Below are 23,669 nucleotides of genomic sequence, written 5' to 3'. Positions count from 1 at the left end.
GCGGGCGCCCCGCGCGACCAGGCTGGACGACATGCCAGCCACTGAGTCCGCCGTACGCCGCCGGCCGTTCACGGTCGCGGGTCTCCTGCTCCTCGTCATCGTCGGCGTCGCCACCGGCGCGGTCACCGGCGACGTCCTCGACCACGGCTGGGGCCGTGCCCTGGCCTACGGGCCGGACGCGCTCGCGTCCGGCCACTGGTGGACGCTGCTCACCGGCCCGCTGCTGGCGATCGCGCCCTGGTGCTACCTGCCGGTGCTGCTCAGCTTCGGGCTGTGCGTCGGGTTCGCCGAGCCGCGGCTCGGGACGGTTCGCACGGGGCTCCTCTGGTTGGTGACCCAGGTCGGCAGCGTGGTGGCGGCCTGCCTGCTCGTGCTGGCGCTCGGCCCGGACTCGCTGCAGCACGCACGCGACGTCGGGCCGTCGGGCGGCGCGCTCGGGGTCGGCGCGGTGATGACCGCCTTCCTCGGTACGGCGGCGCGCCGGGTCACCCGGACCGGCCTGGTGGCCTACGTCCTGGTCTCCCTCGTCCTGGTCGGGCACCTGGCGGACGTCGTCCACCTGGTCGCCGTCGCCGCCGGCCTGATGATCGGCTCGGTGATCGGCCCGCGGCGCCGTCCCGTCGTCAACCGCGACCGGGCCGTCGAGCACCTGCGCCGCGAGGGCGGCGGCACGCTGTCGTGGATGACCACCTGGCCCGGCGTGCGCTACCTCTACGACCCGCGCGGCCAGGGCTACCTCGCCTACCGCCGCCACCTCGGCGTCGCGCTGGCCCTCGGCGACCCGATCGGTACACCGGACTGGCGGGCCCGCGCGGCCGGTGAGTTCGCGGCCTTCTGCGCCGACGAGCACCTCGTCCCCAGTCACTTCGCGGTCACCGGACCGGTGGCCCGAGCGGTCGGGGGTCACAGCCTGCAGATCGGCGAGGACACGCTCCTCGACCTGCCCGACCTCGAGTTCCGCGGCAAGCGGTGGCAGGACGTGCGCACCGCCCGCAACCGCGCGGCCCGCGACGGGATCCGCTTCGAGCTGGTCGTCCTCGCCGACGCCGACCCGCGCATCGTCGCGCAGGTGCGCGAGATCAGCGACGCCTGGCTGCGGCGCCAGCGCACTCCGGAGCTCGGCTTCACCCTCGGCGGTGTCGACCACGCCATGGACCCCCGGGTCAGGGTCGCGCTGGCCCTCGACGCCGACGACCGGGTGCACGGCTTCCTCTCGTGGCTGCCGGTCCACGCCGGGCAGGGGCACATCGATGGGTGGACGCTCGACCTGATGCGCCGCCCGGACGACGGCTTCCGCCCGGTGATCGAGTTCCTGATCGCCGAGTCCTGCCTGGCCTTCCGGGCCGAGGGTGCCCGCGTCGTGTCCCTGTCGGCGGCGCCGCTGGCGCGGAGCACGGGGGAGCCCGACGGCTGGCTGCAGCGCGTACTGGAGCGCTCGGCGCGCGTGCTCGAGCCGCTCTACGGCTTCGCCTCGCTGCACGCCTTCAAGGCCAAGTTCTCCCCGCGCTGCGAGACGCTGCACCTGACCTACCGCTCGCTGGCCGAGCTGCCGCGGATCGGCGCAGCGGTGCTGGTCGCCTACCTGGTCACCCCGAAGACGCGGGAGGCCAGCACGCCCCTCGTCCTGCCGGAGCGGACCGCCACCGAGCGGGTCGAGGCCGCGGTGCGAGAGCGCGTGGCCGCCTGACGCACATCAGACCGGAGCACTAGCCTCGTACGGTGACGATCGACCTCCACACCCACTCCAGTGTCAGCGACGGCACGTCCTCGCCCGCCGACCTGGTGCGCGAGGCCGCGGCCGCCGGGCTCGAGGTGGTGGCGCTCACCGACCACGACACCACCGCCGGGTGGGACGAGGCGGCCGCCGCGGCGGAGCAGGCCGGGATCGGCCTTGTCCGCGGCATCGAGGTCAGCACCCGGTTCCGCGGCTCCGCGGTGCACCTGCTGGCCTACCTACCCGACCCCGAGGACGCCGGCCTCCAGGCCGAGCTGGGCCGGATCGTCGAGGGACGTGAGGCGCGGGTGCCGTCCATGCTCGCCCGGCTGCGCGAGCTCGGCATCCCGGCGACCGAGGAGGCGTTGGCCGAGGTGAGCCCCGACAACCGGGTCACCGGTCGCCCCCACGTCGCCGACCTGCTGGTGCGCCTCGGTGCGGTGAGGACCCGCGACGAGGCGTTCGCGCGCTTCCTCTCCGACGGCGGGCCTGCCTTCGTCGACCGGTACGCCGCCGACCTCGTCGAGATGATCGGGCTGGTCACCGCCGCCCGCGGGGTCAGCGTGGTCGCCCACCCGTGGGGCCGTGGCTCCGCGTCGGTCCTCGACGAGCCCGCGTTCGCCGTACTCGCCGAGGCGGGGCTGGGCGGCATCGAGGTCGACCACCTCGACCACGACAGGCTCGAACGCGGTCGGCTGCGGGGGATCGCCTCGCGGCTGCGGCTGCTCGTCACCGGCTCCAGCGACCACCACGGCACGGGCAAGACCGGCCACGAGCTCGGCTGCGAGACCACCTCGCCGGGCGAGCTGACCCGGCTCCTCGAGCGGGCCGCCGCGCTCGGCTCGCCCACCGCACTCGCGGGCGGGGTCCGCCGATGATCGACGGCGTGCTGCTCGTCGAGGTGTTCGTGACCCTCTTCGTGATCATGGACCCGGTCGGCACGGTGCCGATCTTCCTGTCCCTGACCGCCGGCCGCAGCCCGGCCACGGCACGGCGTGCCGCCTGGCAGGCAGTCGCGGTGTCCTTCCTGGTGATCACGCTGTTCGCATTGTTCGGCCAGCAGATCCTCAACTACCTGCACATCTCGCTGCCCGCGCTGCAGTGCGCCGGCGGCCTGCTGCTCCTGCTGGTCGCCCTCGAGCTGCTGACCGGAAAGCAGGACGAGCTGACCGCGTCCGCCGATGCCAACATCGCTCTCGTCCCGCTCGGTACGCCGCTGCTCGCCGGCCCCGGCGCGATCGTCGCCACGATGCTCTTCGTCCAAGACATCGACACCTGGGGCGACGGCGTCTCCGTCGCGCTCGGCGTGGCCGGCGTGCACGTCGCCCTGTGGGCCGCGATGCGCTACTCGCTCCCGATCCTGCGCCTGATCCGCGACGGCGGGGTCCTGCTCGTCACCCGTATCGCCGGTCTCCTGCTCTCCGCCATCGCCGTCCAGCTCGTCGCCGACGCCGTCCGCGCGTTCATCGCAGGGGAAGGCTGAATGGTTGAGTTGCCGCATCCTCACCGTTGAGTTGCCACTTTGTCGCCATTGAGTGCCGAGGGACCGGCAACTCAACGGCGAGAAAGTGGCAACTCAACCCGTAGGACGGGGCAACTCAACGTCACTTCCGGCCGAGCGACTGCAGCCGCTGCAGGACCGAGCCCGGGACCACGCGGGTGCCGGCCACGATCGCCTTGTAGCGCTTCGACGGGATCGACATCGCGCGGCCGCGGTCGAAGTCGGCCAGTGCGTCGCGGACCAGGCGGTCGGGCTCCAGCCACAGCAACCGGGGCGCCGAGGCGTCGCGGTCGATGCCGAGGCGCTGGTGGAACTCGGTCTTCACGAAGCCGGGGCACAGCGCCATCACGGTGACGCCCCGTCCGGCGTACTCCTGGTGTGCCCACGCACTGAACGAGTTCACCCACGCCTTCGCGGCGCTGTAGGTGCCGCGGGGGAGGAAGGCGGCGACGCTCGACACGTTGATCACGCCGCCGCGGCCGCGCTCGACCATGCCCCCGAGCGCCGCATGGGTCAGCCGCAGTACCGCGCGCACCAGCACGTCCTGCTGGGCCTGCTCGACGTCGACCGGGTTGTCGAGGAAGCGCTCCTTGAGGCCGAAGCCGGCGTTGTTGACCAGCAGGTCGACCGGCTCGCCGCGGTCCGCCAGCCGCGCCTCGACCCGGCCGAGCGCCTCGAGCGAGGTGAGGTCGGCGGGCAGCACCTCCACGCCGACGCCGTACGACGACCGAAGCTCGCCCGCGACGGACGCGAGCCGGACCTCGTCGCGGGCCACCAGGACCAGGTCGTCGCCGCGAGCGGCGAGCTGGCGGGCGAACTCGAGGCCGATGCCGGCGGTGGCGCCGGTCACGAGAGCTGTGGGCATGCCGCAACCCTAGGGCCCGATCGGGCATGATGGTCCCGATGAACAGCGTGCAGGCGGCTCCCACGATCCTCGCTGTCGCCAACCAGAAGGGCGGCGTCGCGAAGACGACCAGCGTCGCGTCGATCGGAGCGGCCCTCGCCGAGCGCGGGCAGAGCGTGCTGCTCGTCGACCTCGACCCCCAGGCCTGCCTGACGTTCTCGCTGGGCATCGACCCCGAGGACCTCGAGCTGTCGGTGCACCACGTGCTCACCAAGGGCACCGCGGTCGAGGAGGTGATCCTCGAGACCGAGGACGGCGTCGACCTGCTGCCGGCCACCATCGAGCTGGCCCGCGCCGAGGCCGACCTGCTCACCCGCACCGGCCGCGAGCACGTGCTGCGCGGCGTGATGGAGGACCTCCAGGCCAGCGGTCGCAGCTACGACTGGGTGCTGCTCGACTGCCCGCCCTCCCTCGGCGTGCTGACCGTCGCCGCGCTGACCGCCGCGACCGGCGTCCTCATCCCGCTGCAGTGCGAGACCCTGTCCCACCGCGGCGTCGGCCAGCTGCTCGACACCGTGCACGACGTACGCCGGTTCACCAACCGCGACCTCGCCGTGTGGGGCGTCCTGCCGACGCTGTACGACGGTCGCACCAACCACGCACGGGCCGTGCTCGACACGATCTCGGAGACCTACGAGCTCGAGGTCGTCGAGCCGCCGATCCCCAAGACCATCAAGTTCGCCGAGGCGCCGGCCGCGGGTCGCTCGATCCTCGCGACCAGCCGCACCAGCAAGGGCGCCGAGGCCTACCGCGAGGTGGCGGGCTCCCTGCTCGCCCGATCGGCACGTTGAGCCAGGTGTCGAAGCACGCTGCCCGCCGTGACCCGGGGCGACACCGTGCCCGGCAGCAGGCCGGCCGGCGTCGCGCCGCGCCGGCGCGACCGCGCTACGGCCGGATCACCGCCGTGGCCGCCGCCCTCACCGTGACCGCCGTCGCGGTCGCGGGTGGCCTCGGGCTGCTCCCCGGCGAGCCCGAGGAGCCGGCCGCCGCCGGCCAGGACGCCCCGACCACACCGGCCGCGGCCACGCCGACCACGCCGACCACGCCGACCACGCCGAAGCAGGCCGCGACCGACACCCCGAAGGCCGACGACCGCACCGCCCTCGAGGCACCGCTCACGGGCGACCTGGCCGACGCGAGCACTCGGATCGCGGCGGTCTCGGACTCCACCGATCTGCCCGCGCGCTCGGGGAGCGGGCGCCGGATCGTGTTCAGCGAGGGCCGCCAGCGGGTCTGGCTGGTCGACAGCGACGGCGACGTGGCCCGGACCTACCGTGTCTCGGGCAGCGTCGAGGACAACCTCGATCCCGGCACCTATGCCGTCTACTCCCGCAGCCGCCACGCCATCGGCGTCGACGACTCCGGGACGATGGAGTACTTCGTCCGGTTCACCCAGGGCAACGAGGGCGCCGCGATCGGCTTCCACACGATCCCGGTCGACGACGGCAAGCCGGTGCAGACCCGGGCCCAGCTCGGCACCCCGCTCTCGCACGGCTGCATCCGCCAGGACCGTCCCAACGCGATCGCGCTGTGGGACTTCGCCCCGGTCGGCACCACGGTCGTCGTCACCGCCTGACCCGGCAGCACCAGGAGCCCCGCCAGCCCCACGGCGGCGGCCGAGCCGATTTGCCCTGCTCGGGGGGCTTCTGCCTAGGGTGCCCGGATGCTCGCCCCGTACGGAAAGCACCTTGCCAAGATCGTCGCCGCGCTGATGGTCCTCGCGCTCGGCGCCACGCTGGCGCACACCCAGAGCGCCACCGCGGCCGCCGTGGAGCCGGTTCCGGCTCCCACCGCGTCGCAGAAGGGCGGCGGGTTCGAGGTCCGCGCGATGACCTTCAACATCCTCACCGCCTCGATGGCCCCCGGCGGCCTGGGCCGCGCGAACGCCGCCGCCACCCAGGTCCAGCAGCGTAAGCGCAACGTGGTCGCCTTCCAGGAGGTGCACCAGTCCCAGCTGAAGGTGCTGCGCAAGCGCCTCTCGCGCTTCAAGTTCTGGCCGCGCCGCACCCTCGACAACTTCAGCGGCGCGATCCAGGTCGCCTGGAAGACCGACGAGTTCGAGGCCCTCGACAAGGGCCAGATCTACCGCCCGTCGATGGGCAAGATGCGCGCCATCCCGTGGGTCAAGCTCAAGAACCGCGCCACCAAGCGCGTCCTGTACGTCATCGCGATCCACAACGCCCCCGGCGGCCTGGAGCACGAGCGCGACGTCTCGACCGAGCGTGAGATCAAGCTCATCAAGCGCCTCGGCGCCAAGGGCCAGCCCGTCCTGGTCATGGGCGACATGAACGAGCGCGTCGAGTTCTGCCAGCGCGTCGCCAAGGCGACCGACCTGGTCTCCCTCGGCGGCACGAAGAAGAAGCCCTGCCCGGTGCCCCCGAAGGCCGGCCCGGACTGGATGCTCGCCACCTGGACCGGCAGCAAGTTCAGCGACTACGCCAAGGTCTACAACGGCATCAGCGACCACCCGGTGGTCGTCGGCAACGTCTGGGTCGAGCCGCTCGCCAGCTGAGTCGATCGGCGCTCCGGAGCCTCCCTCGGGGACCGTGAGCCCTGGAACACAGAAGGAGCCCGGACCACAGTGGTCCGGGCTCCTTCCGTTTGCTGTCAGGTCAGGCGCTCGGCGTCTCCGCCGGAGCGCTCGCGCCGTTGCCGCCACCGCTGCGGCGACGACGCCGGCGGTTGCGGTTGGCAGGACGCTCGCCGCCCTCGGCCGGCGTACCCTCGCCGTCCTTGGCCTCGGCCGACGCCTCGGCGCCGCCCTCGACCGGCTTGCCGCCGCGGGTGCGGGTCCGGGTGCGGGTCCGGTTGCGCTCGCTCGAGCGACGCTCGGAACGCTCGCCCGAGCGCTCCGACCGCTCGCCCTTGGGCGCCGGCGGCGCCGGGGGAGCGATCCGGCCCTTGGTGCCGGGGGCGATGCCCTGGTCGTGGAAGAGGTGCTCGGAGGTGGAGTAGGTCTCGAGCGGCTCGTCGAAGGGCAGGTCGAGCGCCTTGTTGATCATCTTCCAGCGGTGCACGTCGGTCGCGTCGACCAGGGTGATCGCGATGCCGGAGGCCCCGGCGCGGCCGGTGCGGCCGATCCGGTGGACGTAGGTCTTGTCGTCCTCGGGGCAGGTGTAGTTGACCACGTGGCTCACGCCCGACACGTCGATGCCGCGGGCCGCGACGTCGGTGGCGACGAGGACCTTGATCTTGTCCTCGCGGAACCTCGTCAGCGCCTTCTCGCGCGCGACCTGCGCCATGTCGCCGTGCAGCGGGCTGGCCTTGAAGCCGCGCTCGACGAGGTCGTCGGCCACGCGCTGGGCCTGCCGCTTGGTGCGGGTGAACACGATCATCTTGTCGGCGTCCTCGGCCTGCAGCAGGCGACCGAGGATCTCCGGCTTGTCGAGGTCGTGGGCCAGGTAGATGAACTGGGCGGTGGCGGGCACCGTCGCGTTCTCGTACGACGACTCCGCGCGGATGTTCATCGGGTGCCGCATGTGCATGCGGGCCAGGGAGACGATCGCGCTGGGCATGGTCGCCGAGAACAGCATGGTCTGCCGGGTCTCCGGCGTCATCCGCAGCAGCTTCTCGACGTCGGGCAGGAAGCCCAGGTCCAGCATCTCGTCGGCCTCGTCGAGCACCAGCGCGTGCACGTGGGAGAGGTCGAGGACCCTCCGGTTGGCGAGGTCGATCAGGCGGCCCGGCGTACCGATGACGATGTCGACGCCGCTCTCGAGGGCCTCGATCTGCGGCTCGTAGCCGACGCCGCCGTAGATGGTGAGGACGCGCAGGCCGCGGTCGCGGCTGGCGATCTCGAGGTCACTGGAGACCTGCAGAGCGAGCTCGCGGGTCGGCGCGACGATCAGGGCCTGCGGCTTGCCCTGCGGGATCTCGGCGTAGTCGGGGTCGCTCGGCGCGACGCTGCGCTGGATGACCGGGATGCCGAAGGCGAGGGTCTTGCCGGTGCCGGTGCGCGCCTGGCCGATCAGGTCGGTGCCCATCAGCGCGACGGAGAGGGTCATCTCCTGGATGGCGAAGGGGTGGGTGATCCCGGCCCGCTCGAGCGCGTCGCAGATCTTCGGCATCACGCCGAGGTCGCGGAAGGTCGGAGCCTCCGCCGCGGACTCGGTGGTGGGCGCGGCGGTGGTGTCGTTGGAAGTCAGTGTTCTGTTCGCTTTCGTGAGTGTCGTCAGCCGGTCGGCATGGCGCCAGATCAATGCGGCTGTTCACACTCAGCCGCGCACATACGTGGGCGGGTGCCCGGGCGGGCCGGCGCGCTCCGGTGAGGGTGCGGGCAGGCTCTCGCTACCCCCGAGTCTACTTGTACGCTCGGCGCATGGCTGAATCCGCCGACGCGACCGCTCCCACCGCCGCCGACGACCCGGCCTACCGCGAGGCCGTGGTCGACCTGCTGGCGGCGATCGCGTACGGCGAGATCTCGGCGTTCGAGCGCCTCGCCGAGGACGCCAAGCTGGCGCCCAGCCTGGCCGACAAGGTCGACCTCGCGACCATGGCCAGCGGTGAGCTGACCAAGGTGCACGCCCTCCACGACCGGCTCCGCGCCCTCGGCGCGGACCCGTTCGAGGCGATGCTCCCGTTCCGTGAGCCGCTCGACGCGTTCCACCAGCACACCGCGCCGGCCGACTGGTACGAGGGCCTGGTCAAGGCGTACGTCGGCGACGGGCTCGCCAACGACTTCTACCGCGAGATCGCGGCCTACCTCGACCCCGAGACCCGCGACCTGGTCGTGTCCACGATGGAGGAGGGCACCCACGCGGCCTTCGTCGTCGACCGGGTGCGTTCCGCGATCGCGCAGGACGCCCGCCTCGGCGGCCGGCTCGCGCTGTGGGGGCGCCGGCTGATGGGGGAGGCGCTCACCCAGGCCCAGCGGGTCGCCGCCGACCGCGACGCCCTGACCGCGCTGCTCGCCGGCGGCGTCGACCGTCCCGGCCTCGACCTGGCCGCGATGGGCCGGATGTTCACCCGGCTCACCGAGCGGCACATGGCCCGGATGGCCGAGCTCGGGCTCGAGGCCTGACGCACACCGGCCCGCCCCGCGAGCGGGACGGGCCGGCGTACCGTTCGATCAGCAGGCCTTCGCCGCCGCTGTCTGGGCCGCGCTCGAGGCGCTCGCCGCCAGCTTGCTGGCCGCCTTCGCCTTCGTGAGCCTCTTCTTCAGCTTCGCGACCTTCGCCTTGTGGTGGGCCTTGGCGGCCGCCTTCCGCTTCTTCTTCAGCTTCGTCACCTTGGCCGCGGCCTGGGTCGCGGCGTTCGCCGCCTGGACGGCCTGGGCCTGGGCGGCGGTGCAGGCGGCCGACGGCCCGCCGGCCGGCGGAACGGGGAAGTACGCCGACGCCGCGCCGAGCCGGAACAGCTGGGTCTCGCCGGTGGCGTCCTTGAGCCCGTCGTTGTCGGTGACGGCGATCGCCTCGCCGCCGGCGGTGATGGTGAACCCCTCGAGCTTCTCCTGGGTCCAGCCGCCCAGGGCGGTCATCCGCGGTAGCAGGTCGACGGCCAGGCGCTTGGTCAGCGGCGTCACGGCGCCGGTGGTCGTGGCCGGGAGGTCGACGGCGTAGACGCGCTTGATCGCGGCCGTGGTGCCGTTCTGCTTGTCGCGCTCGACGACCGCCAGGGTGTCGGCGTCGACGGCGGTGATCTCCGAGAGGCCGACCCAGTCGCCGGGGACGGTGGTGGTCTCGAGCGGGTACCCGAACCACGTCCACCGGCCGGTGGCCGGCTCGTAGCGCCCGATCCGCGGGGCGGTCTCTCCGGTCAGCGCCCGCTGCAGGGCGACGTACACGGTCTCGCTCGCGCCCGAGCCGGTCACCGTGACGCCTTCGAGGCCCCACTTGCCCAGACCGGCGGCGACGTCGGCCGGCAGGCTGACCGCCTGCTGGATCGCGCCGGACGCGTCGGTGCGCAGCAGCCGGTTGGCCGGGCCGGTGGCGCCCTCCTCGGCCAGCCAGAAGCCGCCGTCGGCGCGGGCTGCGATGCCCTCGACGTCGATCGCGACCGGGGCGCCGTCCTGGGTGACGGTGAGCACGTCGTCGATCACGGCTGGGTGCCGGCCGAGGTCGACCGAGTAGATCCGGCCGGTCTTGTACGCCGCGTCGCTGGCGGCCCAGACCCGCTGCGGGTCGCCGGGCACGGGGCTCAGCGCGCCGAGCGCGCCCCAGCCGATCGCGGTGCCCTCCTCGTCCGCGGAGACGATCGACGGGAAGGCCGGCTTCGTGGTGCCGAGCTCGTACAGCGCGACCGAGGAGCGCACCAGGACGCTCGCATCGTCGGTCTCGGAGGAGACCGCGAGCAGGTCGCGGCCCGGGATCGGCAGCAGGCCCTCGGGACCGTTGGTCGTGGGCAGCGCCTGGACGAACGACGGGTGGACCGGGTCACTCATGTCGTAGACGGCCACGAAGTTGCTGCGCTCGGAGCCGACGAAGGCGTACGGCGTACCGCCGATCTCGTCGAACGCGAGGCCCTCGGGCTCGGCGCCCTTCTTGGCGGCGCGGTCGTTGTTGAACAGGCCGTGGCGGGTGGCGATCTGCTCGAAGCTGTTGCCGGCGTCCCATCTCACGGTGCCGTCCGCGGCGTCGAAGACGGTCCAGCCGCGGGTGCCGCCCTTCCAGTCGCCCTCGTTGGCGGTGGCGACCAGGCCGTCGCCGACCCATTGGATCGAGTCGGGCTCACGGGGCAGGTCGATGCTGCCGGTCGGGTTGAAGATGCCGTCCTTGGTCGTGTCGATGCCCGACACCTGAGCCTTGCCGGCGCTCCACACGTGCTCGACGCTCGCCGTGGCGAGGTCGATGACGACGACGCCGTTGTTCTCCTGCAGGGTCAGCGCGAGCTCGTTGTCGGCGTTGATGTCGACGTACTCCGGCTCGGCGTCCTGCGGGGTGTCGAGCCCGGCCAGGTCGGTCTCCGACAGCGTCACCGGGGTGGCTGTCCAGTGGGCCGGGTCGGGGTCGGTGAGGTCGATGACCTGCACGAAGCCGGAGGGCGGCTGGGGCAGGTCGCCTTCGTCGCCGCCGGCGGGGGCGACCGCCTCGTTGCGCTGGTTCTCGATGGCGATCGCGGCGTACGTGCCGTCGGGGCTGATCGCGATCGAGTCGGGCTGGCCGAGGAGGTCGATGGTGGCGACCAGGTCGTGCGGTGCGTCGAGGCCGACGATGTCGAGGCGTCCGCCGCGGACGCCGGGTGCCGGCCCCTCGCCCGCCCACGGGGTGTCCTCGAGGCCGGGGTAGGTGCTCTCGTCCACCACGACGAGTGCGTTCTCGCCGACGATCGAGACCGAGGTCGGGCTGTCGTCGGTGGTGCCGCGCACGTCGTGGCTGCCGAGGCCGACGGGGTGCTTCGCGTCGGTGATGTCGAGGAACCCGATCCGTCCACCGAGCGCGTCGGTGTAGGCGAGCGTGGTGCCGTCCGCCGAGACCGCCGAGATCTCGGCCACCGTCGGCGCGCTCGGGTCGACGCCCGCGGGGACGTTCTGGAACACGGGGTACGTCGCCAGCCGCTCGAACCACGGACCGGTCTGGGCGGTGGTGGTGGCCGTGGCCGTGGTGGTGGCGGTGGTGCTGGCAATGGCCGCCGGCAGCGGCGCCGCGGTGCCGGACACGCAGGACAGCGCGGTCGCGGCGAGGGGCGCGACGGCGAGCAGCGCGACAGACAGCGGGCGCAGTCGTCGGGGCGAGGTGCTTCGTGGCATGGGGGTCGAGTGGCCTTCCGGGTCCGGTCCCGAGATTGACGAGGGTTCGTCGGGACCCTCATCCCTCCGGGCGACGGGTTCGTGACCCGACAGGGTCGCCCAGGTGAACGCTCGGGGGCGTCCAGCCCGGCGGGCCGAACAGGTAGCCCAGCCGCTCCCGCCAGCCATGTGCGGCGCGGACGTTGCGCGCGATGGCCGCGTAGTCGCCGTACTCGAGCGTGAGCAGGTCGTAGGTGTCGACCGGCTTCGTCAGCCCGTACGTCGGACGCTGGAGCTCGGGCTGGAAGGTGCCGAACATCCGGTCCCAGACGATCAGGATGCCGGCGTAGTTCTTGTCGAGGTACTCCGGGTCGGAGCCGTGGTGCACGCGGTGGTGCGAGGGGGTGTTGAGGACCAGCTCGATCGGGCGGGGGAGTTGGTCGATGGTCTCGGTGTGCACGAAGAACTGGTAGACGAGGTTGACCGAGAAGGCGACGTAGAGCGTCCACGGCGCGAAGCCGAGGAAGGGCAGCGGCAGCCAGAAGAAGAACTCGAACCAGGGGTTCCACTTCTGTCGCAGCGCGGTCGCGAAGTTCATGTACTCGCTCGAGTGATGGGCCTGGTGGGCCGCCCAGCCGATGTTGACGCGGTGCACGAACCGGTGGTTGCCGTAGTAGGCGAGGTCGAGGCCGACGATGAGCAGCACCCAGTACCACCAGGTGTCGGTGGGCAGGTGGAACGGCGCCAGGTGGGTCGAGATGGCGGAGTAGACGACGAAGGTGCCGACCTTGAACACGGTCAGGAAGAAGATCGAGCCGATCCCCATCGAGATGGAGGTGCGGGCGTCCTTGAGGGAGTAGCCGGTGACGTTGTCGTCGTGGTCGAGCCACTTCAGCGCCGCCAGCTCGACGATGATGCTGAGCACGAAGAACGGCACGGCGTAGGTGACCGGGTTCTTCATGGGGTCGAGCAGGTCGTGCATGGCGGCTCCTTCGAATTGACTCTCGGGTAAGTTACTACGAGGTCAATTCGATTGCTAGGGTGATCCGCATGACTCGCAGCGGCACCAAGGGCGTCGCCCGCGCCGACCGCGAGCAGCAGATCCTCGAGGTCGCCGGCCGGGTCTTCGGCGAGCACGGGTTCGCCGCCACCTCGATGGCCGACGTCGCGCGTGTGGCGGGCATCTCCAAGCCGCTGATCTACAACTACTTCGGCTCCAAGGAGGGCCTCTTCGAACGCTGCCTCGGCGAGGCCTCCGGCCTGCTGATCGCGGAGATCGAGCGGTCCGCCGCGCTCGGTCTGGTCGGCCTGGCCCGCGCCGTCGCGACGCTCGACGGCGTCTTCCGCGTCCTCGACGGCCGCACCTGGGTGTGGCGGGTCGCCAACGACCCGACTGCGCCGCCGGCCGGCGCGCCCGGCGAGCTGATGGGCGCCTACCGCCACCGGATCGAGGAGCTGGCGCGCGAGGGCGTCGGCGAGCTGCTCGCGCTGTCCGGCGACGACGACGCCCTGGACCTCGACGCGATGACCGCGGTGTGGAGCAGCGTCTTCGGCTCCCTCGTGACCTGGTGGTGCGACCACCCGGGGTTGGCGCCCGACGACATGCGGGCCCGCTGCGAGCGGCTGTTCGGGGCCGTGTTCGGTCAGTGATGGACGAGCGCGCTCGCCAACGCACCGGCCATCAGCAGGCCGACCGCGCCGAGCACGACCATGCCGCCGGTGAACCCCGGCGGCGGGCCGCCGGTCCGCATCGCGATCTCGGTGCGGGTCCAGCGGTGCCAGCCGACGCCGAGGGCCACGCCGGCGACGAGCACCAGGCCGAGCGAGAGCAGCAGGCGGGCGGTCAGCGAGAACTCCAGGGCCGGTGAGCTGACGGCGACCGCCCCCGCCACGAGCGCCAGCGACGTACGCACCCAGGCCAGGAAGGTGCGCTCGTTGGCCAGGGAGTCGCGGGGCTCGGGGTCCTGCCCGACGCCGTACACGCGGTGGGGGCGGCGACGGGTCCGAGGGATCGCCTCGGGGTGATCGGGTGCGGCCACGGTCACAGCATCTCCTACCCGCCGTCCCACGCCCGGTGGGTGCTGCCGGGAACCGCACCCGGCGCGGTCTAGGCTGACGTGGGCTGACTGAGACGACAGCCCGTCCCCGACTCCAGGAGCAGTACACGTGGCAGCGATCGAAGCCGTCGGAGCCCGCGAGATCCTCGACTCCCGCGGCAACCCCACCGTCGAGGTCGAGGTCCTCCTCGACGACGGTTCCTTCGCCCGGGCAGCCGTGCCCAGCGGCGCGTCCACCGGTGCCTTCGAGGCGGTCGAGCTGCGTGACGGCGGCGACCGCTACGTCGGCAAGGGCGTCCAGAAGGCCGTCGACGCCGTGATCCAGGCGCTGGGCCCGGCCATCGAGGGTCTCGACGCTGCCGACCAGCGGCTGATCGACCAGACCCTGCTCGAGGCCGACGGCACCCCCAACAAGGCCCAGGTCGGTGCCAACGCGATCCTCGGCGTCTCGCTGGCCGTCGCCCGCGCCGCGGCCGACTCGGCCGACCTGCCGCTCTACCGCTACGTCGGTGGCCCCAACGCCCACCTGCTGCCGGTCCCGATGATGAACATCCTCAACGGCGGTGCCCACGCGGACACCAACGTCGACATCCAGGAGTTCATGATCGCGCCGATCGGCGCGCCCACCTTCCGCGAGGCGCTGCGCGTCGGCGCGGAGGTCTATCACGCGCTCAAGTCGGTGCTCAAGGACAAGGGCCTCGCCACCGGCGTCGGCGACGAGGGCGGCTTCGCGCCCGACCTCGAGTCCAACCGCGCCGCGCTCGACCTGATCGCCGAGGCGGTCACCAAGGCCGGCTACGAGCTCGGCAAGGACGTCGTGCTGGCGCTCGACGTCGCGGCGAGCGAGTTCTACGAGGATGGTGGCTACACCTTCGAGGGTGCCAAGAAGTCCGCCGCCGAGATGATCGCCTACTACGCCGACCTGGTCGCGAACTACCCGATCGTCAGCATCGAGGACCCGCTCAACGAGGACGACTGGGACGGCTGGAAGGCGATCACCGACGAGCTCGGCGCCAAGACCCAGCTGGTCGGCGACGACCTCTTCGTCACCAACGTCGAGCGCCTGCAGCGCGGCATCGCAGGCGGCCAGGCCAACGCGATGCTGGTCAAGGTCAACCAGATCGGCTCGCTCACCGAGACCCTCGACGCCGTCGAGCTGGCCCACCGCAGCGGCTACCGCAACATGATGAGCCACCGCTCGGGTGAGACCGAGGACACCACGATCGCCGACCTCGCGGTCGCGACCAACTGTGGCCAGATCAAGACCGGCGCCCCGGCCCGGTCCGAGCGGGTCGCGAAGTACAACCAGCTCCTGCGCATCGAGGACGAGCTCGGCGACGCCGCACGGTACGCCGGCGCCGCGGCCTTCCCGCGCTACCAGGGCTGAGTACCAGGAGAGCGCCGTGGCCGACGACCGCCGTACGTCCCGCAAGCCCGGCCGCCCCGTCTCGGGGCGGTCCGGGCCGCGGTACGCCGAGCGGCTCAAGGCTGAGCGCAAGAAGGCCGCCCGCGAGCGCGAGGCGGCCCTGGTCCGGGCCCGCAGGGAGCACCAGCAGAAGGCGCGGCTGACCAGCCGCGCCGCGATCCTGGTCCTGGTCCTCGCGGTCCTGGCCGTCTCCTACGCGTCCTCGCTGCGGGCCTACCTGCAGCAGCGCGGCAACATCAACGCACTCGAGGCGCAGATCTCCCAGCGCGAGGCGAAGATCGACGACCTGCGCGACGAGAAGAAGCGCTGGGAGGACCCGGCGTACGTCGCCCAGCAGGCGCGTGCCCGGTTCGGCTACGTCGCCAAGGGCGAGACCCCGTTCGTCGTGGTCGACGCCAATGGCGACCCGCTCGACGCCTCGGCCGCGCTCGGTGACCCGACCAAGGTCGCCGACCCCGACAAGAGGGTCTGGTACGACGACGTGTGGGACTCGATGAAGATCGCCGGCAACCCGCCCACCAAGGTGCGTGACCCGAAGGACGAGATCAAGGCTCCCAAGGAGGACCTCGAGCAGTGAGCGACGCCATGACCAGCGCGGACGAGGCGGTCATCGCGGCCCAGCTCGGGAGGCCCCCGCGCGGCGTCCACGCGATCGGGCACCGCTGCCCGTGCGGCAACCCCGACGTGGTCGCCACCGAGCCGCGGCTCCCCAACGGGACGCCGTTCCCCACGACCTACTACCTCACCTGCCCGCGGGTGAACTCGAGGATCGGCACGCTCGAGGCGTCCGGCCTGATGCGGGAGATGCAGGACCGGCTCGGCACCGACCCCGAGCTCGCCGCCGCCTACCGCGCCGCCCACGAGGCCTACCTCGCCGACCGCGCCGCCATCGGTACGGCGGGCGGCTTCGACGTCCCCGAGATCGAGGGCATCTCCGCCGGCGGGATGCCCGACCGGGTCAAGTGCCTGCACGTCCTCGCCGGCCACGCGCTCGCGGCCGGGCCGGGCGTCAACCCGCTCGGCGACGAGGTGCTGGAGATCCTCGGCGAGTGGTGGGCCAAGGGGCCGTGCGTGGCCCCGGGAGCCGACGACCCGGATGAGTGAGCCGGTCGCCGCGATCGACTGCGGCACCAACACCATCAAGCTGCTCCTCGGCGACCTGCTCGCCGACCCGGAGGGCGTGCGCCGCGAGAGCCGGATGATCAGGCTCGGCCAGGGCGTCGATGCGACCGGCCGGCTCGCGCCGGAGGCGCTGGAGCGGGCCTGGGTGGCCATCGACGAGATCGCCGGGATCATCCGTGGGGCCGGTGTCGCGCCTGGGCGGATCCGGTTCTGCGCCACCTCCGCGACCCGTGACGCGTCGAACGCCGCCGAGTTCACCGCCGGGGTGCACGCCCGGCTGGGGATCGACCCCGAGGTGCTCTCGGGCGAGGAGGAGGCCCGGCTGGCCTTCGACGGGGCGGTCCGCGGCCTCGCGGCGTCCTCGGTCGAGGTCGGCAGCCCGGCACTGGTCGTCGACATCGGCGGCGGCTCGACCGAGCTGATCCTCGGCGACCCGGCAACCGGTCCGAGCGCCGCCCACTCCATGGACATCGGCTCGGTCCGGCTCCACGAGCGACACGTGCGCCACGACCCGATCACGCCCGAGGAGGTCGCGGCGGTCGTCGCCGACATCGACGCCGCCCTCGACGTGTGCCCGGTCGACCCCGCCGCCGCCCGCACCGTGATCGTCGTCGCCGGCACCAACACCACGATCGCAGCCGGCACGCTGGGCCTCGCCGCCTACGACCGCGACCTGATCCACGCCCGGGTGCTCGCCGTCCCCGACGTGCTGGCACAGGTCGACCGGCTGCTCGCGATGACCGTCGCCGAGCGGCGCGACCTGGGCTGGATGCACCCCGGGCGTGCCGACGTGATCGACGCGGGCGCGCTCATCGTCGCCCGCGTGCTGGCCCGCCTCTCGGTCGGCGGCGTGGTCGTCGCCGAGACCGACATCCTCGACGGGATCGCCTGGTCGCTGGTCGCCCGGTCCTGATCCGGGACGCCCCGGAGCGGCGGCTTATCAGATCTGACGCCGTTGTTGCGCCTTGTTCTCGGATGTCAGGTGCCCCACCTGCACCAGGAACACCATGGGCACCAGGGCCGATGCGATCTTTCTGCGGGCGAAGGCCTCCCGGGCGCGATTTCCACCCGGTTCTCGGGTGACAAGCCGGGTGAATTCTCGAATTTTACTTTCGCTCTCGGGGGCATTCTCCGCGCCTGGACAGGCCCCCTTCAGGGCTCCTGGAGGCCGCTGTGGACGGGTCGCCGGGCTGCGCCGCGGGCGTCGTCGTACGTCGCCGCGGGCCGTGCGCGACCTCCGCCGGCCGGCCCGGTCGGACGTGCTCGCCGACACCCGTCGCCTCGGGTCACGTCCGGCGGCGTGACGTCGGACGGACCTCGGCGTTTGACAGTGGTCGTAGGAACGTTTGCCTAGGATTCCTCTTGATGAGTCACATCGACGCGCGTTGGGCGCACATGCTGGGGACGGTCGATCCGGCCGTGCTCGGCTCGCGCGTGCGCGCAGCCCGGGTGGCCCAGGGACTGAGCCAGGCGGACCTGGCCGGGGAGGCCTACTCGGTCGGCTACGTGTCCCGCATCGAGTCCGGCAACCGCCGCCCGACCCTCGCCGCGCTGAGCGTGGTCAGCGAGCGGCTCGGCATGGAGGTCGGCGAGCTGCTGGCCGGCGCCTCCGAGGAGGAGGTCGACGAGATCCGGCTCGGCCTGAGCTATGCCGAGCTCGCCCTCGAGAACGGTGAGGCGGTCGACGCCGAGCACCAGGCCCGCGCTGCGCTCGCCCGCGCCGAGGGGGTCTCGCTCGACGAGCTGAAGTCCCGCGGCCGCTTCGTCGTGGCTCGCTCGCTGGAGGCGATGGGTCAGCTCGACGACGCGATCCGCGAGTACGAGGCGCTGCTCGCCGATGTCGACGGGATCGAGGCGATCAAGTGCGGCATCGCGCTGAGCCGCTGCTACCGCGAAGCGGGTGACCTGGCGCTGGCCATCGAGGTCGGCGACCGGATCCGGCCCGACATCGTGGCCAGCGGCCTCGAGCGCACCGACGAGGCAGTGCAGCTCGCCATGACGGTGGCGATGTCCTACATGGGGCGCGGCGACCTGAACCGGGCCACCCGGATCTGCGCCGAGGCGATCGAGCTGGCCGAGGAGATGGCGTCGCCCGCCGCGCGCAGCGCCGCGTACTGGAACGCGAGCATCGCCTACTCCGAGCGCGGTCAGACCCAGCCCGCCCTCACCCTCGCGACCCGCGCGCTCGCGCTGCTGGGTGAGGGCCAGGACACGCGCAACCTCGCCCGGTTGCGGGTCGAGCTCGGCCGGTTGCGGCTCGAGCTCGACGTGCCGGACCCTTCGGGCGCGCTCGTCCAGCTCGAGCGGGCCCACGAGGAGCTGCGCAGCACCAGCGCATCGATGGCAGAGATCGCGTGGGCCGAGGTGGTGCTGGCCCACGCGCTGGTCCTCGACGGCCAGCCCGAGAAAGCGCTCGACGTGGCCATCACCGCCCGCGCGGCCAATCCCGGACAGGTCTCCCTGGGTGCCGCCGAGGCCGCCCTGGCCCACGCGGAGGCGCTCGTCGAGCTCGGCCGCGAGGACGAGGCGCTCACCGTCTGTGGCGAGGCTCGCGACCTGCTCGCCGCCCAGACCGAGGTGGACAGGTGGGTCGCCCAGGCCTGGTGCGAGCTCGCCGAGCTCTACGACGCACTCGGCGACGATGCCGGCGCCCACCGCGCCTTCAAGGCGGCGGCGAGTGCCAGTGGTCTACGTGTGCGCGAACGCGACAGTCGGGCACGGCGTCCTCGCCAGGACGCCGAGCACGGCGTCGCCACGACCTACTGATTCGTCGTCAGCAGCAGCCGCCGGGGCGCGTCGCCATCACGACCGAGCCGTTCGAGGCGGGCGCGCCCAGCGAGACGGCGAGGGTCGCGGCGAGGGCGGCGGCGGTGGCGGCGAGGATCTTGCGAGTCTTCATTTCGGAGTTCTCCTTGTGAGGGGCGTGGCCGGCGTTCTCGGGGCGCCGGCTCACTGTTGCCATTGAGGTTGTCACATCTTGGCAATTTGCGGAACGTCTTCGGGTCAAGCCCGCGTGAGGGGCGGGGCAAGGCGTCGTGGCCGGGAGGACCGCGGGCGTGGGAGCCGGATCCGCCCGGTCGCACGCACCGCGCCGCCGTCCCCGGGCCCGTCCGTGACGAGGCCCGACGGGGCGGCCAGACCTCGTCGACGCGGGCGTCCGGAGCCGTCTCCGGGAGGTCGCCGGCAGGTCGGGATGTGGTCACGCAGCACTGGTGCGCGCAGGCACCCGATCTGATCCGACCGGGTTGTGGAGGGACTTAGGCCCCCCTTGTCGAGGCCGCGCGGAGCCACCTATCGTCCCAAGACGACCCGAGGACCAGCGCCGTGGGTCCGACCGGCTCTCTCGGGCGGATCGCTGTTGTACGAGCGTGGGCACTCCCATATTCCGGAACGTGTGGGGCGTTCCAACCAACTCTCTTGGGGACCCGAAATGACGTCATTGAGCGAGCAACCAGCTCGCGCCACCGAGCTACGGCCCACCGGCCGTGGTGCCAGCACGCAGCCTCGCCACAGCGAGGTCGTCACCGACTCCGACCTTCTCGTCCGCTGCCGCCGCCGTGACTCGGAGGCCTGGAACGAGCTGGTCAGCCGCTACGAGCGACTGGTCTACACCGTCGCCCTGCGCAACGGCCTCGGCGCCGAGGACGCCGCCGACGTCACCCAGGCCACCTTCGTGGCCCTCATCGATGCCCTCGACCGGCTCCGCGACGACGAGAAGCTCGCCTCCTGGCTGATGACCGTCGCCCGCCGGCAGGCCTGGCGCTCGCGCAACCTGAGCCGGCGTACGACGCCGGTCGAGGTCACCCCGGACGACGTGAGCGACCCGTTCGCGGACTGGGCCACGACGACGGCGCTCCACGACGCGCTGTCCACCCTCGGCGGCACCTGCCGCGAGCTGCTCCTCGCCCTCTACTTCGAGCCGGAGGCGCCGAGCTACGCCGAGATCGCCGAGCGCTTCGGCCGCTCGATCGGTGGCATCGGCCCCCTGCGCGGCCGGTGCCTCGACAAGCTGCGCGTGATCATGGGGGAGGAGTCATGATGACCGCGCGGCCCACCTTCACCGAGCTGATCGACTGGCTCGACGGCCGGCTCGCCACCGACGCGGCCGAGGAGCTCGCGTCGTACGTCGCCGTCGGCGACCCCTCGACCCTCGAGAGCGTCGAGTGGATCCTCGAGTTCGTCGACGGGGCGGCCTCGATGCCCCTCGCCCAGCGCCCGCCCGAGCTCGGGTCGCGGCTGCGGGCCGTCTTCGACCAGCTGCACCGGCCCGGGCACGGCCGGGACTGGACCGAGGCCGCGCTGCTCCACGACACCCGCTCCCAGCTCGGTGCCGTCGGCGTGCGCTCCCTCGGCGACGGCGGCGTCCACCTCGCCTTCGACTGCGAGCTGGGCAGGTTCGTGCTGGACGCCACGGCCTCGGCCGTCGGCGAGGTCGACGTGCAGGGGCTGATCATGCTCCCGCCCGGCAGCGGCGGTCTCGACCTCGCGTTCCTCGAGCGCGGTGACCTGCGGCGCGCGGTCCGGTCCACGCCCGACGGCCGGTTCGAGGCCCGCGGCGTGCCCGTCGGGGTCGACGAGCTCTGGCTGACATCGGGACCCGCCCAGGTCCGCGCCACGCTCGACCTCCGTCCCTGACGCCGGGTCGTGAGTCTCGGGAACTGCCTACCGGCCAGCGCCGGGGGCGACATCGACGACCTCCTGGGTGAGGCGCAGCACTGGCTCCACCGCGACGCGCAGCGCTGCACCGACCTGCTCGACCTGGCCGAGTCCGGCCTGCAGGGCCAGCGTGACGTCGCCCGGACGGCGTCGCTCCACCAGCTGCGCGGCGACCTCGCCGTCGCCGGCGGGGAGCTCGGCGTCGCCGCCACCGCCTACCGCGCCGCACGCCGCAGCTGGCTCGCCGCGGGCGAGCCGGTCGAGGCCGCCCGGGCCGCTGCCGGCGGGTTCGAGGTGCAGCTGCTGGTCGGCGAGTACGACGCGGCCGAGGCCGGCCTGCTGAGGCTGCAGACCGAGCTCCACCAGGTCACCCGGCGCGACAGCCGGGTGTCCCACATCGGTGCGCTCGTCCAGCGCCAGCTCGCCGACGCGAGGGCCGGGCGCGGCGAGTCCGCCGACGCTCTGCGCCAGTACGACGCGGCCGAGAACCTCTTCGCCGCCCTGGCCGACGCCGACAGCATCGCGCGCGTCCAGCACCGCCGTGGGCTCGCCGCGCTCGACGCCGGCCTCACCCACAACGCCCTCCTGGAGCTCAACCGCTCCCGGCGGGCCTACGCCGCCTCCGGCCACCACGACCGCGCCGCGTCCGTCGCGATCCGGGTCGCGGAGGCGTACTCCGCGACCGGGCAGGTCGCCCGGGCGCTCGAGGTGCTCGACTGCGTCGTGCCCGACGGGTCCACGGCCCAGTGGCACGTTGCCTTCCACGCCCTGGTCCGCTCCGGAGCCCTGCTGCGCGCCGGCTTCGCCGCCGAGGCGCACGCCGAGGCCTGCGCGGCCGAGGAGGCCTTCGTGCGGATCGGTGCGGTGGAGTACTCCGCCCGGGCCGCGTTCGCGAGCGCCCAGGCCTCGCTCGGGTGGGGCAGGTGGCGCGCCGCCGCGGCCGAGCTCGAGGTCGCCGAGCGGCTCTTCGGCGAGTGCGGCAGCAGGCACATGGGGCTGCGGACCTGGCTGCTCCGGGCCGAGGTGGCCTGGGCCCTCGGCGACCCCGGCGCCTGTCGCGCCGCCTGCGAGCGGGTCCTCGCGGCCGAGGAGGCCGACACCCCGCCGTCCGTCGGTGTGCAGGCCCGCCTCGCCGCGGCCCGCGCAGCCGACCTGGACACCGCCGTCGCGCTGCTCGACGAGGCGGACCGACGCGCCGCCCAGGTCGGGATCCCCGAGCTGGAGGTCGACGTGCTCGTCGCCCGGGCCCGCCACGAGCGCCGTACCGGCCGGGTCCCTCAGGCCGTCGCGCTGCTGCGCCGCGCGCTGGACGTCGGCCGGGGGTGGGAGCAGCGGCTGGGCCAGCGCGGGAGCGTGGTGTGTCCGTCGCTCACCGCCGCCGGCGAGGAGCTCATCCTGCTGCTGCTCGAGCAGGGCGACCACGCGGGCCGGGTCGAGGCGCTGCGCCGGGCGCGCGCCGCCAAGCGGATCAGGGTGGCGCTGCCGGGGCGCCGTACGGTGGGGGCCGCGGGAGCTCCCGGCGCCGCCGAGCACCAGCGACGGCGACTGGAGGCGGTGCTCTCCGACACGCTCGTCCCCGTCGAGCCCCCGCGGCCGGAGGAGCACGCCGGCGAGGTGCTGCCGCACGTGCCGAGCGGCCTGCTCGTCGAGTTCCACGTCACGGGCGACGACATCGTCGTGTTCGTCGTGCGGGACGGGCACGTGGACGCCCGGGTGCTGACCAGCGCCACGGAGGGCACCCGCCGCCTGGTCAACGCATGGCAGCAGGAGTGCACGCTGATGGCACCGGGCTATCGCGGACCGACCGGGTTCGCGACGTCGGCCGCACTCGACGGCCTCTTCGACCTGCTCCTCGCTCCGGTCGTGGACCTGCTCGACGACCTCGACGACCGGATCCACGTCGTGGGCCACCGACACCTGCACGCCGTCCCCTTCGACGCGCTGCTCGACGAGGTCGGTCCCTGGTACGCGCACCTGGCGCGGCCGGCCGCCCCGCCCGAGCCCGTCGGTACGGCGTCCGTGGCGTCCTCGCTGTCGGCGCTCGTGGTCGCCGTACCCGACGAGAACGCGCCCTCGATCGCCGACGAGGCCGAGATGATCCTGCGCGCACTCCCGGCCGCCGACGCCCTGGTCGGTGCCGGCGCCACCAAGGAGGCACTCGCCGACCGCACGGCCGCGGCCGACGTCGTGCACTTCGCGTGCCACGGCGTCTTCCGCCCCGACGACCCGCTCTCGTCGGGGCTCCGGCTCGCCGACGGCTGGCTGCAGGCCCGTGACGTCGTCGCCGGTGCGGTCCCGCTCGAGGGAGCGGTCGTGGTGCTGAGCGCGTGCTCCTCGGGACGCTCGCCCGACTACACCGCCGAGGAGGTCGGACTGGTGCCGGCCTGCCTCGCGGCGGGTGCGAAGGGCGTGGTCGCGGCGCTGTGGGCGGTCGACGACGAGGTGACCCTGGAGCTGATGACGCACTTCTACCGGGCTCTCGCCCAGGGGACCGCTCCGTCCGTCGCGCTGCGCGTCGCCCGGCGCGCGGTGGCCCGGCGGTTCCCGCACCCGTACTACTGGGGTGGCTTCCGCTACGTGGGGCGGGACTGAGGGTTTTGTGCCGCGTCGTGGATCAAACGCCCGG

22 protein-coding genes are annotated in these 23,669 nt (G+C 72.9%); 16 read left to right on the top strand and 6 right to left on the bottom strand.

Annotated features, from left to right (window positions below):
- The first annotated feature begins 31 nt into the window (after positions 1-31).
- The 3 genes from QI633_RS18950 to QI633_RS18940 are packed head-to-tail and all read left to right on the top strand — an operon-like array spanning position 32 to position 3,197.
- On the top strand, positions 32-1,687 hold the full coding sequence (locus tag QI633_RS18950) for a phosphatidylglycerol lysyltransferase domain-containing protein (RefSeq protein WP_282426721.1): 1,656 nt from the start codon (positions 32-34) through the stop codon (positions 1,685-1,687).
- Positions 1,688-1,719: 32 nt separating this feature from the next.
- Positions 1,720-2,592 (top strand): PHP domain-containing protein, encoded by an 873-nt coding sequence (locus QI633_RS18945; RefSeq protein ID WP_141797933.1) that lies wholly within the window; start codon positions 1,720-1,722, stop codon positions 2,590-2,592.
- Positions 2,589-3,197 (top strand): MarC family protein, encoded by a 609-nt coding sequence (locus tag QI633_RS18940; RefSeq protein ID WP_141797934.1) that lies wholly within the window; start codon positions 2,589-2,591, stop codon positions 3,195-3,197. The genes QI633_RS18945 and QI633_RS18940 overlap by 4 nt, the downstream gene beginning before the upstream one ends.
- A 121-nt stretch (positions 3,198-3,318) precedes the next feature.
- Here QI633_RS18940 and QI633_RS18935 read toward each other — a convergent pair whose 3' ends face one another.
- Positions 3,319-4,080 carry an SDR family oxidoreductase gene (locus QI633_RS18935; protein WP_282426720.1) on the bottom strand — a complete coding sequence of 254 codons (762 nt, stop codon included), beginning with the start codon at positions 4,078-4,080 and terminating at the stop codon, positions 3,319-3,321.
- Between the two features lie 38 nt (positions 4,081-4,118).
- Here QI633_RS18935 and QI633_RS18930 point away from each other — a divergent pair, with 38 nt between their 5' ends.
- The 3 genes from QI633_RS18930 to QI633_RS18920 all read left to right on the top strand — a co-directional run bounded on the left by QI633_RS18930 (position 4,119) and on the right by QI633_RS18920 (position 6,631).
- Positions 4,119-4,910 (top strand): ParA family protein, encoded by a 792-nt coding sequence (locus QI633_RS18930; protein WP_141797936.1) that lies wholly within the window; start codon positions 4,119-4,121, stop codon positions 4,908-4,910.
- Positions 4,911-4,915: 5 nt separating this feature from the next.
- On the top strand, positions 4,916-5,695 hold the full coding sequence (locus QI633_RS18925) for a L,D-transpeptidase (protein ID WP_282426719.1): 780 nt from the start codon (positions 4,916-4,918) through the stop codon (positions 5,693-5,695).
- Positions 5,696-5,782: 87 nt separating this feature from the next.
- On the top strand, positions 5,783-6,631 hold the full coding sequence (locus QI633_RS18920) for a hypothetical protein (protein ID WP_141797938.1): 849 nt from the start codon (positions 5,783-5,785) through the stop codon (positions 6,629-6,631).
- A gap of 100 nt (positions 6,632-6,731) precedes the next feature.
- Here the strand turns inward: QI633_RS18920 and QI633_RS18915 are convergent, their stop codons facing one another.
- Positions 6,732-8,186, bottom strand: coding sequence for a DEAD/DEAH box helicase (locus QI633_RS18915; protein ID WP_141800961.1), 1,455 nt, complete (start codon positions 8,184-8,186; stop codon positions 6,732-6,734).
- 251 nt (positions 8,187-8,437) lie between these two features.
- Between QI633_RS18915 and QI633_RS18910 the strand changes: the two genes are divergently transcribed.
- Positions 8,438-9,139, top strand: coding sequence for a ferritin-like fold-containing protein (locus QI633_RS18910; protein ID WP_141797939.1), 702 nt, complete (start codon positions 8,438-8,440; stop codon positions 9,137-9,139).
- Between the two features lie 48 nt (positions 9,140-9,187).
- On the opposite strand, the gene QI633_RS18905 is transcribed toward QI633_RS18910, so the two are convergent.
- Positions 9,188-11,803: an esterase-like activity of phytase family protein gene (locus tag QI633_RS18905; protein WP_282426718.1), complete on the bottom strand. Its 2,616-nt coding sequence runs from the start codon at positions 11,801-11,803 to the stop codon at positions 9,188-9,190.
- A gap of 58 nt (positions 11,804-11,861) precedes the next feature.
- Complete coding sequence (locus QI633_RS18900) at positions 11,862-12,764, bottom strand: sterol desaturase family protein (protein WP_282426717.1); 903 nt, start codon at positions 12,762-12,764, stop codon at positions 11,862-11,864.
- A gap of 68 nt (positions 12,765-12,832) precedes the next feature.
- Here QI633_RS18900 and QI633_RS18895 point away from each other — a divergent pair, with 68 nt between their 5' ends.
- Positions 12,833-13,432 (top strand): TetR/AcrR family transcriptional regulator, encoded by a 600-nt coding sequence (locus QI633_RS18895; RefSeq protein ID WP_141797941.1) that lies wholly within the window; start codon positions 12,833-12,835, stop codon positions 13,430-13,432.
- Here the strand turns inward: QI633_RS18895 and QI633_RS18890 are convergent.
- Positions 13,426-13,821 carry a DUF202 domain-containing protein gene (locus QI633_RS18890; protein WP_260805863.1) on the bottom strand — a complete coding sequence of 132 codons (396 nt, stop codon included), beginning with the start codon at positions 13,819-13,821 and terminating at the stop codon, positions 13,426-13,428. The two genes, QI633_RS18895 and QI633_RS18890, sit on opposite strands and share 7 nt — an antisense overlap.
- A 127-nt stretch (positions 13,822-13,948) precedes the next feature.
- Between QI633_RS18890 and eno the strand changes: the two genes are divergently transcribed.
- The 5 genes from eno to QI633_RS18865 all read left to right on the top strand — a co-directional run bounded on the left by eno (position 13,949) and on the right by QI633_RS18865 (position 19,153).
- The gene (gene eno / locus QI633_RS18885; protein ID WP_141797942.1) at positions 13,949-15,226 is read left to right on the top strand and encodes a phosphopyruvate hydratase; all 1,278 of its coding nucleotides are present in this window, start codon (positions 13,949-13,951) and stop codon (positions 15,224-15,226) included.
- Between the two features lie 16 nt (positions 15,227-15,242).
- Positions 15,243-15,842 carry a septum formation initiator family protein gene (locus QI633_RS18880; protein ID WP_282426716.1) on the top strand — a complete coding sequence of 200 codons (600 nt, stop codon included), beginning with the start codon at positions 15,243-15,245 and terminating at the stop codon, positions 15,840-15,842.
- Positions 15,843-15,850: 8 nt separating this feature from the next.
- Positions 15,851-16,369, top strand: a complete 519-nt coding sequence (locus QI633_RS18875) for a DUF501 domain-containing protein (RefSeq protein ID WP_141800963.1) — start codon at positions 15,851-15,853, stop codon at positions 16,367-16,369.
- Positions 16,362-17,300 carry an exopolyphosphatase gene (locus QI633_RS18870; RefSeq protein ID WP_282426715.1) on the top strand — a complete coding sequence of 313 codons (939 nt, stop codon included), beginning with the start codon at positions 16,362-16,364 and terminating at the stop codon, positions 17,298-17,300. The genes QI633_RS18875 and QI633_RS18870 overlap by 8 nt, the downstream gene beginning before the upstream one ends.
- Before the next feature lie 452 nt (positions 17,301-17,752).
- Positions 17,753-19,153, top strand: a complete 1,401-nt coding sequence (locus tag QI633_RS18865; protein ID WP_282426714.1) for a helix-turn-helix transcriptional regulator — start codon at positions 17,753-17,755, stop codon at positions 19,151-19,153.
- A 7-nt stretch (positions 19,154-19,160) separates the two neighbouring features.
- On the opposite strand, the gene QI633_RS18860 is transcribed toward QI633_RS18865, so the two are convergent.
- Entirely contained in the window at positions 19,161-19,286 is a 126-nt protein-coding gene (locus tag QI633_RS18860; RefSeq protein WP_260805864.1) for a hypothetical protein, read from the bottom strand.
- 531 nt (positions 19,287-19,817) lie between these two features.
- Here QI633_RS18860 and QI633_RS18855 point away from each other — a divergent pair.
- From QI633_RS18855 to QI633_RS18845, 3 genes are read left to right on the top strand one after another with little or no spacing between them, the layout of a single operon-like run.
- Positions 19,818-20,426: a sigma-70 family RNA polymerase sigma factor gene (locus QI633_RS18855; RefSeq protein WP_282426713.1), complete on the top strand. Its 609-nt coding sequence runs from the start codon at positions 19,818-19,820 to the stop codon at positions 20,424-20,426.
- On the top strand, positions 20,426-21,022 hold the full coding sequence (locus QI633_RS18850; RefSeq protein WP_282426712.1) for a hypothetical protein: 597 nt from the start codon (positions 20,426-20,428) through the stop codon (positions 21,020-21,022). The genes QI633_RS18855 and QI633_RS18850 overlap by 1 nt, the downstream gene beginning before the upstream one ends.
- 9 nt (positions 21,023-21,031) lie before the next feature.
- On the top strand, positions 21,032-23,635 hold the full coding sequence (locus QI633_RS18845; RefSeq protein ID WP_282426711.1) for a CHAT domain-containing protein: 2,604 nt from the start codon (positions 21,032-21,034) through the stop codon (positions 23,633-23,635).
- The last annotated feature ends 34 nt before the right edge of the window (positions 23,636-23,669 follow it).

The sequence above is a fragment of the Nocardioides sp. QY071 genome (genome assembly GCF_029961765.1).
Classification (GTDB): domain Bacteria; phylum Actinomycetota; class Actinomycetes; order Propionibacteriales; family Nocardioidaceae; genus Nocardioides.
Note: the sequence above shows the minus strand (reverse complement) of the source record. Positions and strands in the feature narration are given on the sequence as shown.

Coding starts and splice junctions, on each gene's coding strand:
- QI633_RS18950 (WP_282426721.1), top strand. CDS start 32: ATGCCAGCCACTGAGTCCGCCGTACGCCGCCGGCCGTTCACGGTCGCG.
- QI633_RS18940 (WP_141797934.1), top strand. CDS start 2,589: ATGATCGACGGCGTGCTGCTCGTCGAGGTGTTCGTGACCCTCTTCGTG.
- QI633_RS18935 (WP_282426720.1), bottom strand. CDS start 4,080: ATGCCCACAGCTCTCGTGACCGGCGCCACCGCCGGCATCGGCCTCGAG.
- QI633_RS18930 (WP_141797936.1), top strand. CDS start 4,119: ATGAACAGCGTGCAGGCGGCTCCCACGATCCTCGCTGTCGCCAACCAG.
- QI633_RS18920 (WP_141797938.1), top strand. CDS start 5,783: ATGCTCGCCCCGTACGGAAAGCACCTTGCCAAGATCGTCGCCGCGCTG.
- QI633_RS18915 (WP_141800961.1), bottom strand. CDS start 8,186: ATGCCGAAGATCTGCGACGCGCTCGAGCGGGCCGGGATCACCCACCCC.
- QI633_RS18910 (WP_141797939.1), top strand. CDS start 8,438: ATGGCTGAATCCGCCGACGCGACCGCTCCCACCGCCGCCGACGACCCG.
- QI633_RS18905 (WP_282426718.1), bottom strand. CDS start 11,803: ATGCCACGAAGCACCTCGCCCCGACGACTGCGCCCGCTGTCTGTCGCG.
- QI633_RS18900 (WP_282426717.1), bottom strand. CDS start 12,764: ATGCACGACCTGCTCGACCCCATGAAGAACCCGGTCACCTACGCCGTG.
- QI633_RS18895 (WP_141797941.1), top strand. CDS start 12,833: ATGACTCGCAGCGGCACCAAGGGCGTCGCCCGCGCCGACCGCGAGCAG.
- QI633_RS18875 (WP_141800963.1), top strand. CDS start 15,851: ATGACCAGCGCGGACGAGGCGGTCATCGCGGCCCAGCTCGGGAGGCCC.
- QI633_RS18870 (WP_282426715.1), top strand. CDS start 16,362: ATGAGTGAGCCGGTCGCCGCGATCGACTGCGGCACCAACACCATCAAG.
- QI633_RS18865 (WP_282426714.1), top strand. CDS start 17,753: ATGAGTCACATCGACGCGCGTTGGGCGCACATGCTGGGGACGGTCGAT.
- QI633_RS18860 (WP_260805864.1), bottom strand. CDS start 19,286: ATGAAGACTCGCAAGATCCTCGCCGCCACCGCCGCCGCCCTCGCCGCG.
- QI633_RS18855 (WP_282426713.1), top strand. CDS start 19,818: ATGACGTCATTGAGCGAGCAACCAGCTCGCGCCACCGAGCTACGGCCC.
- QI633_RS18850 (WP_282426712.1), top strand. CDS start 20,426: ATGACCGCGCGGCCCACCTTCACCGAGCTGATCGACTGGCTCGACGGC.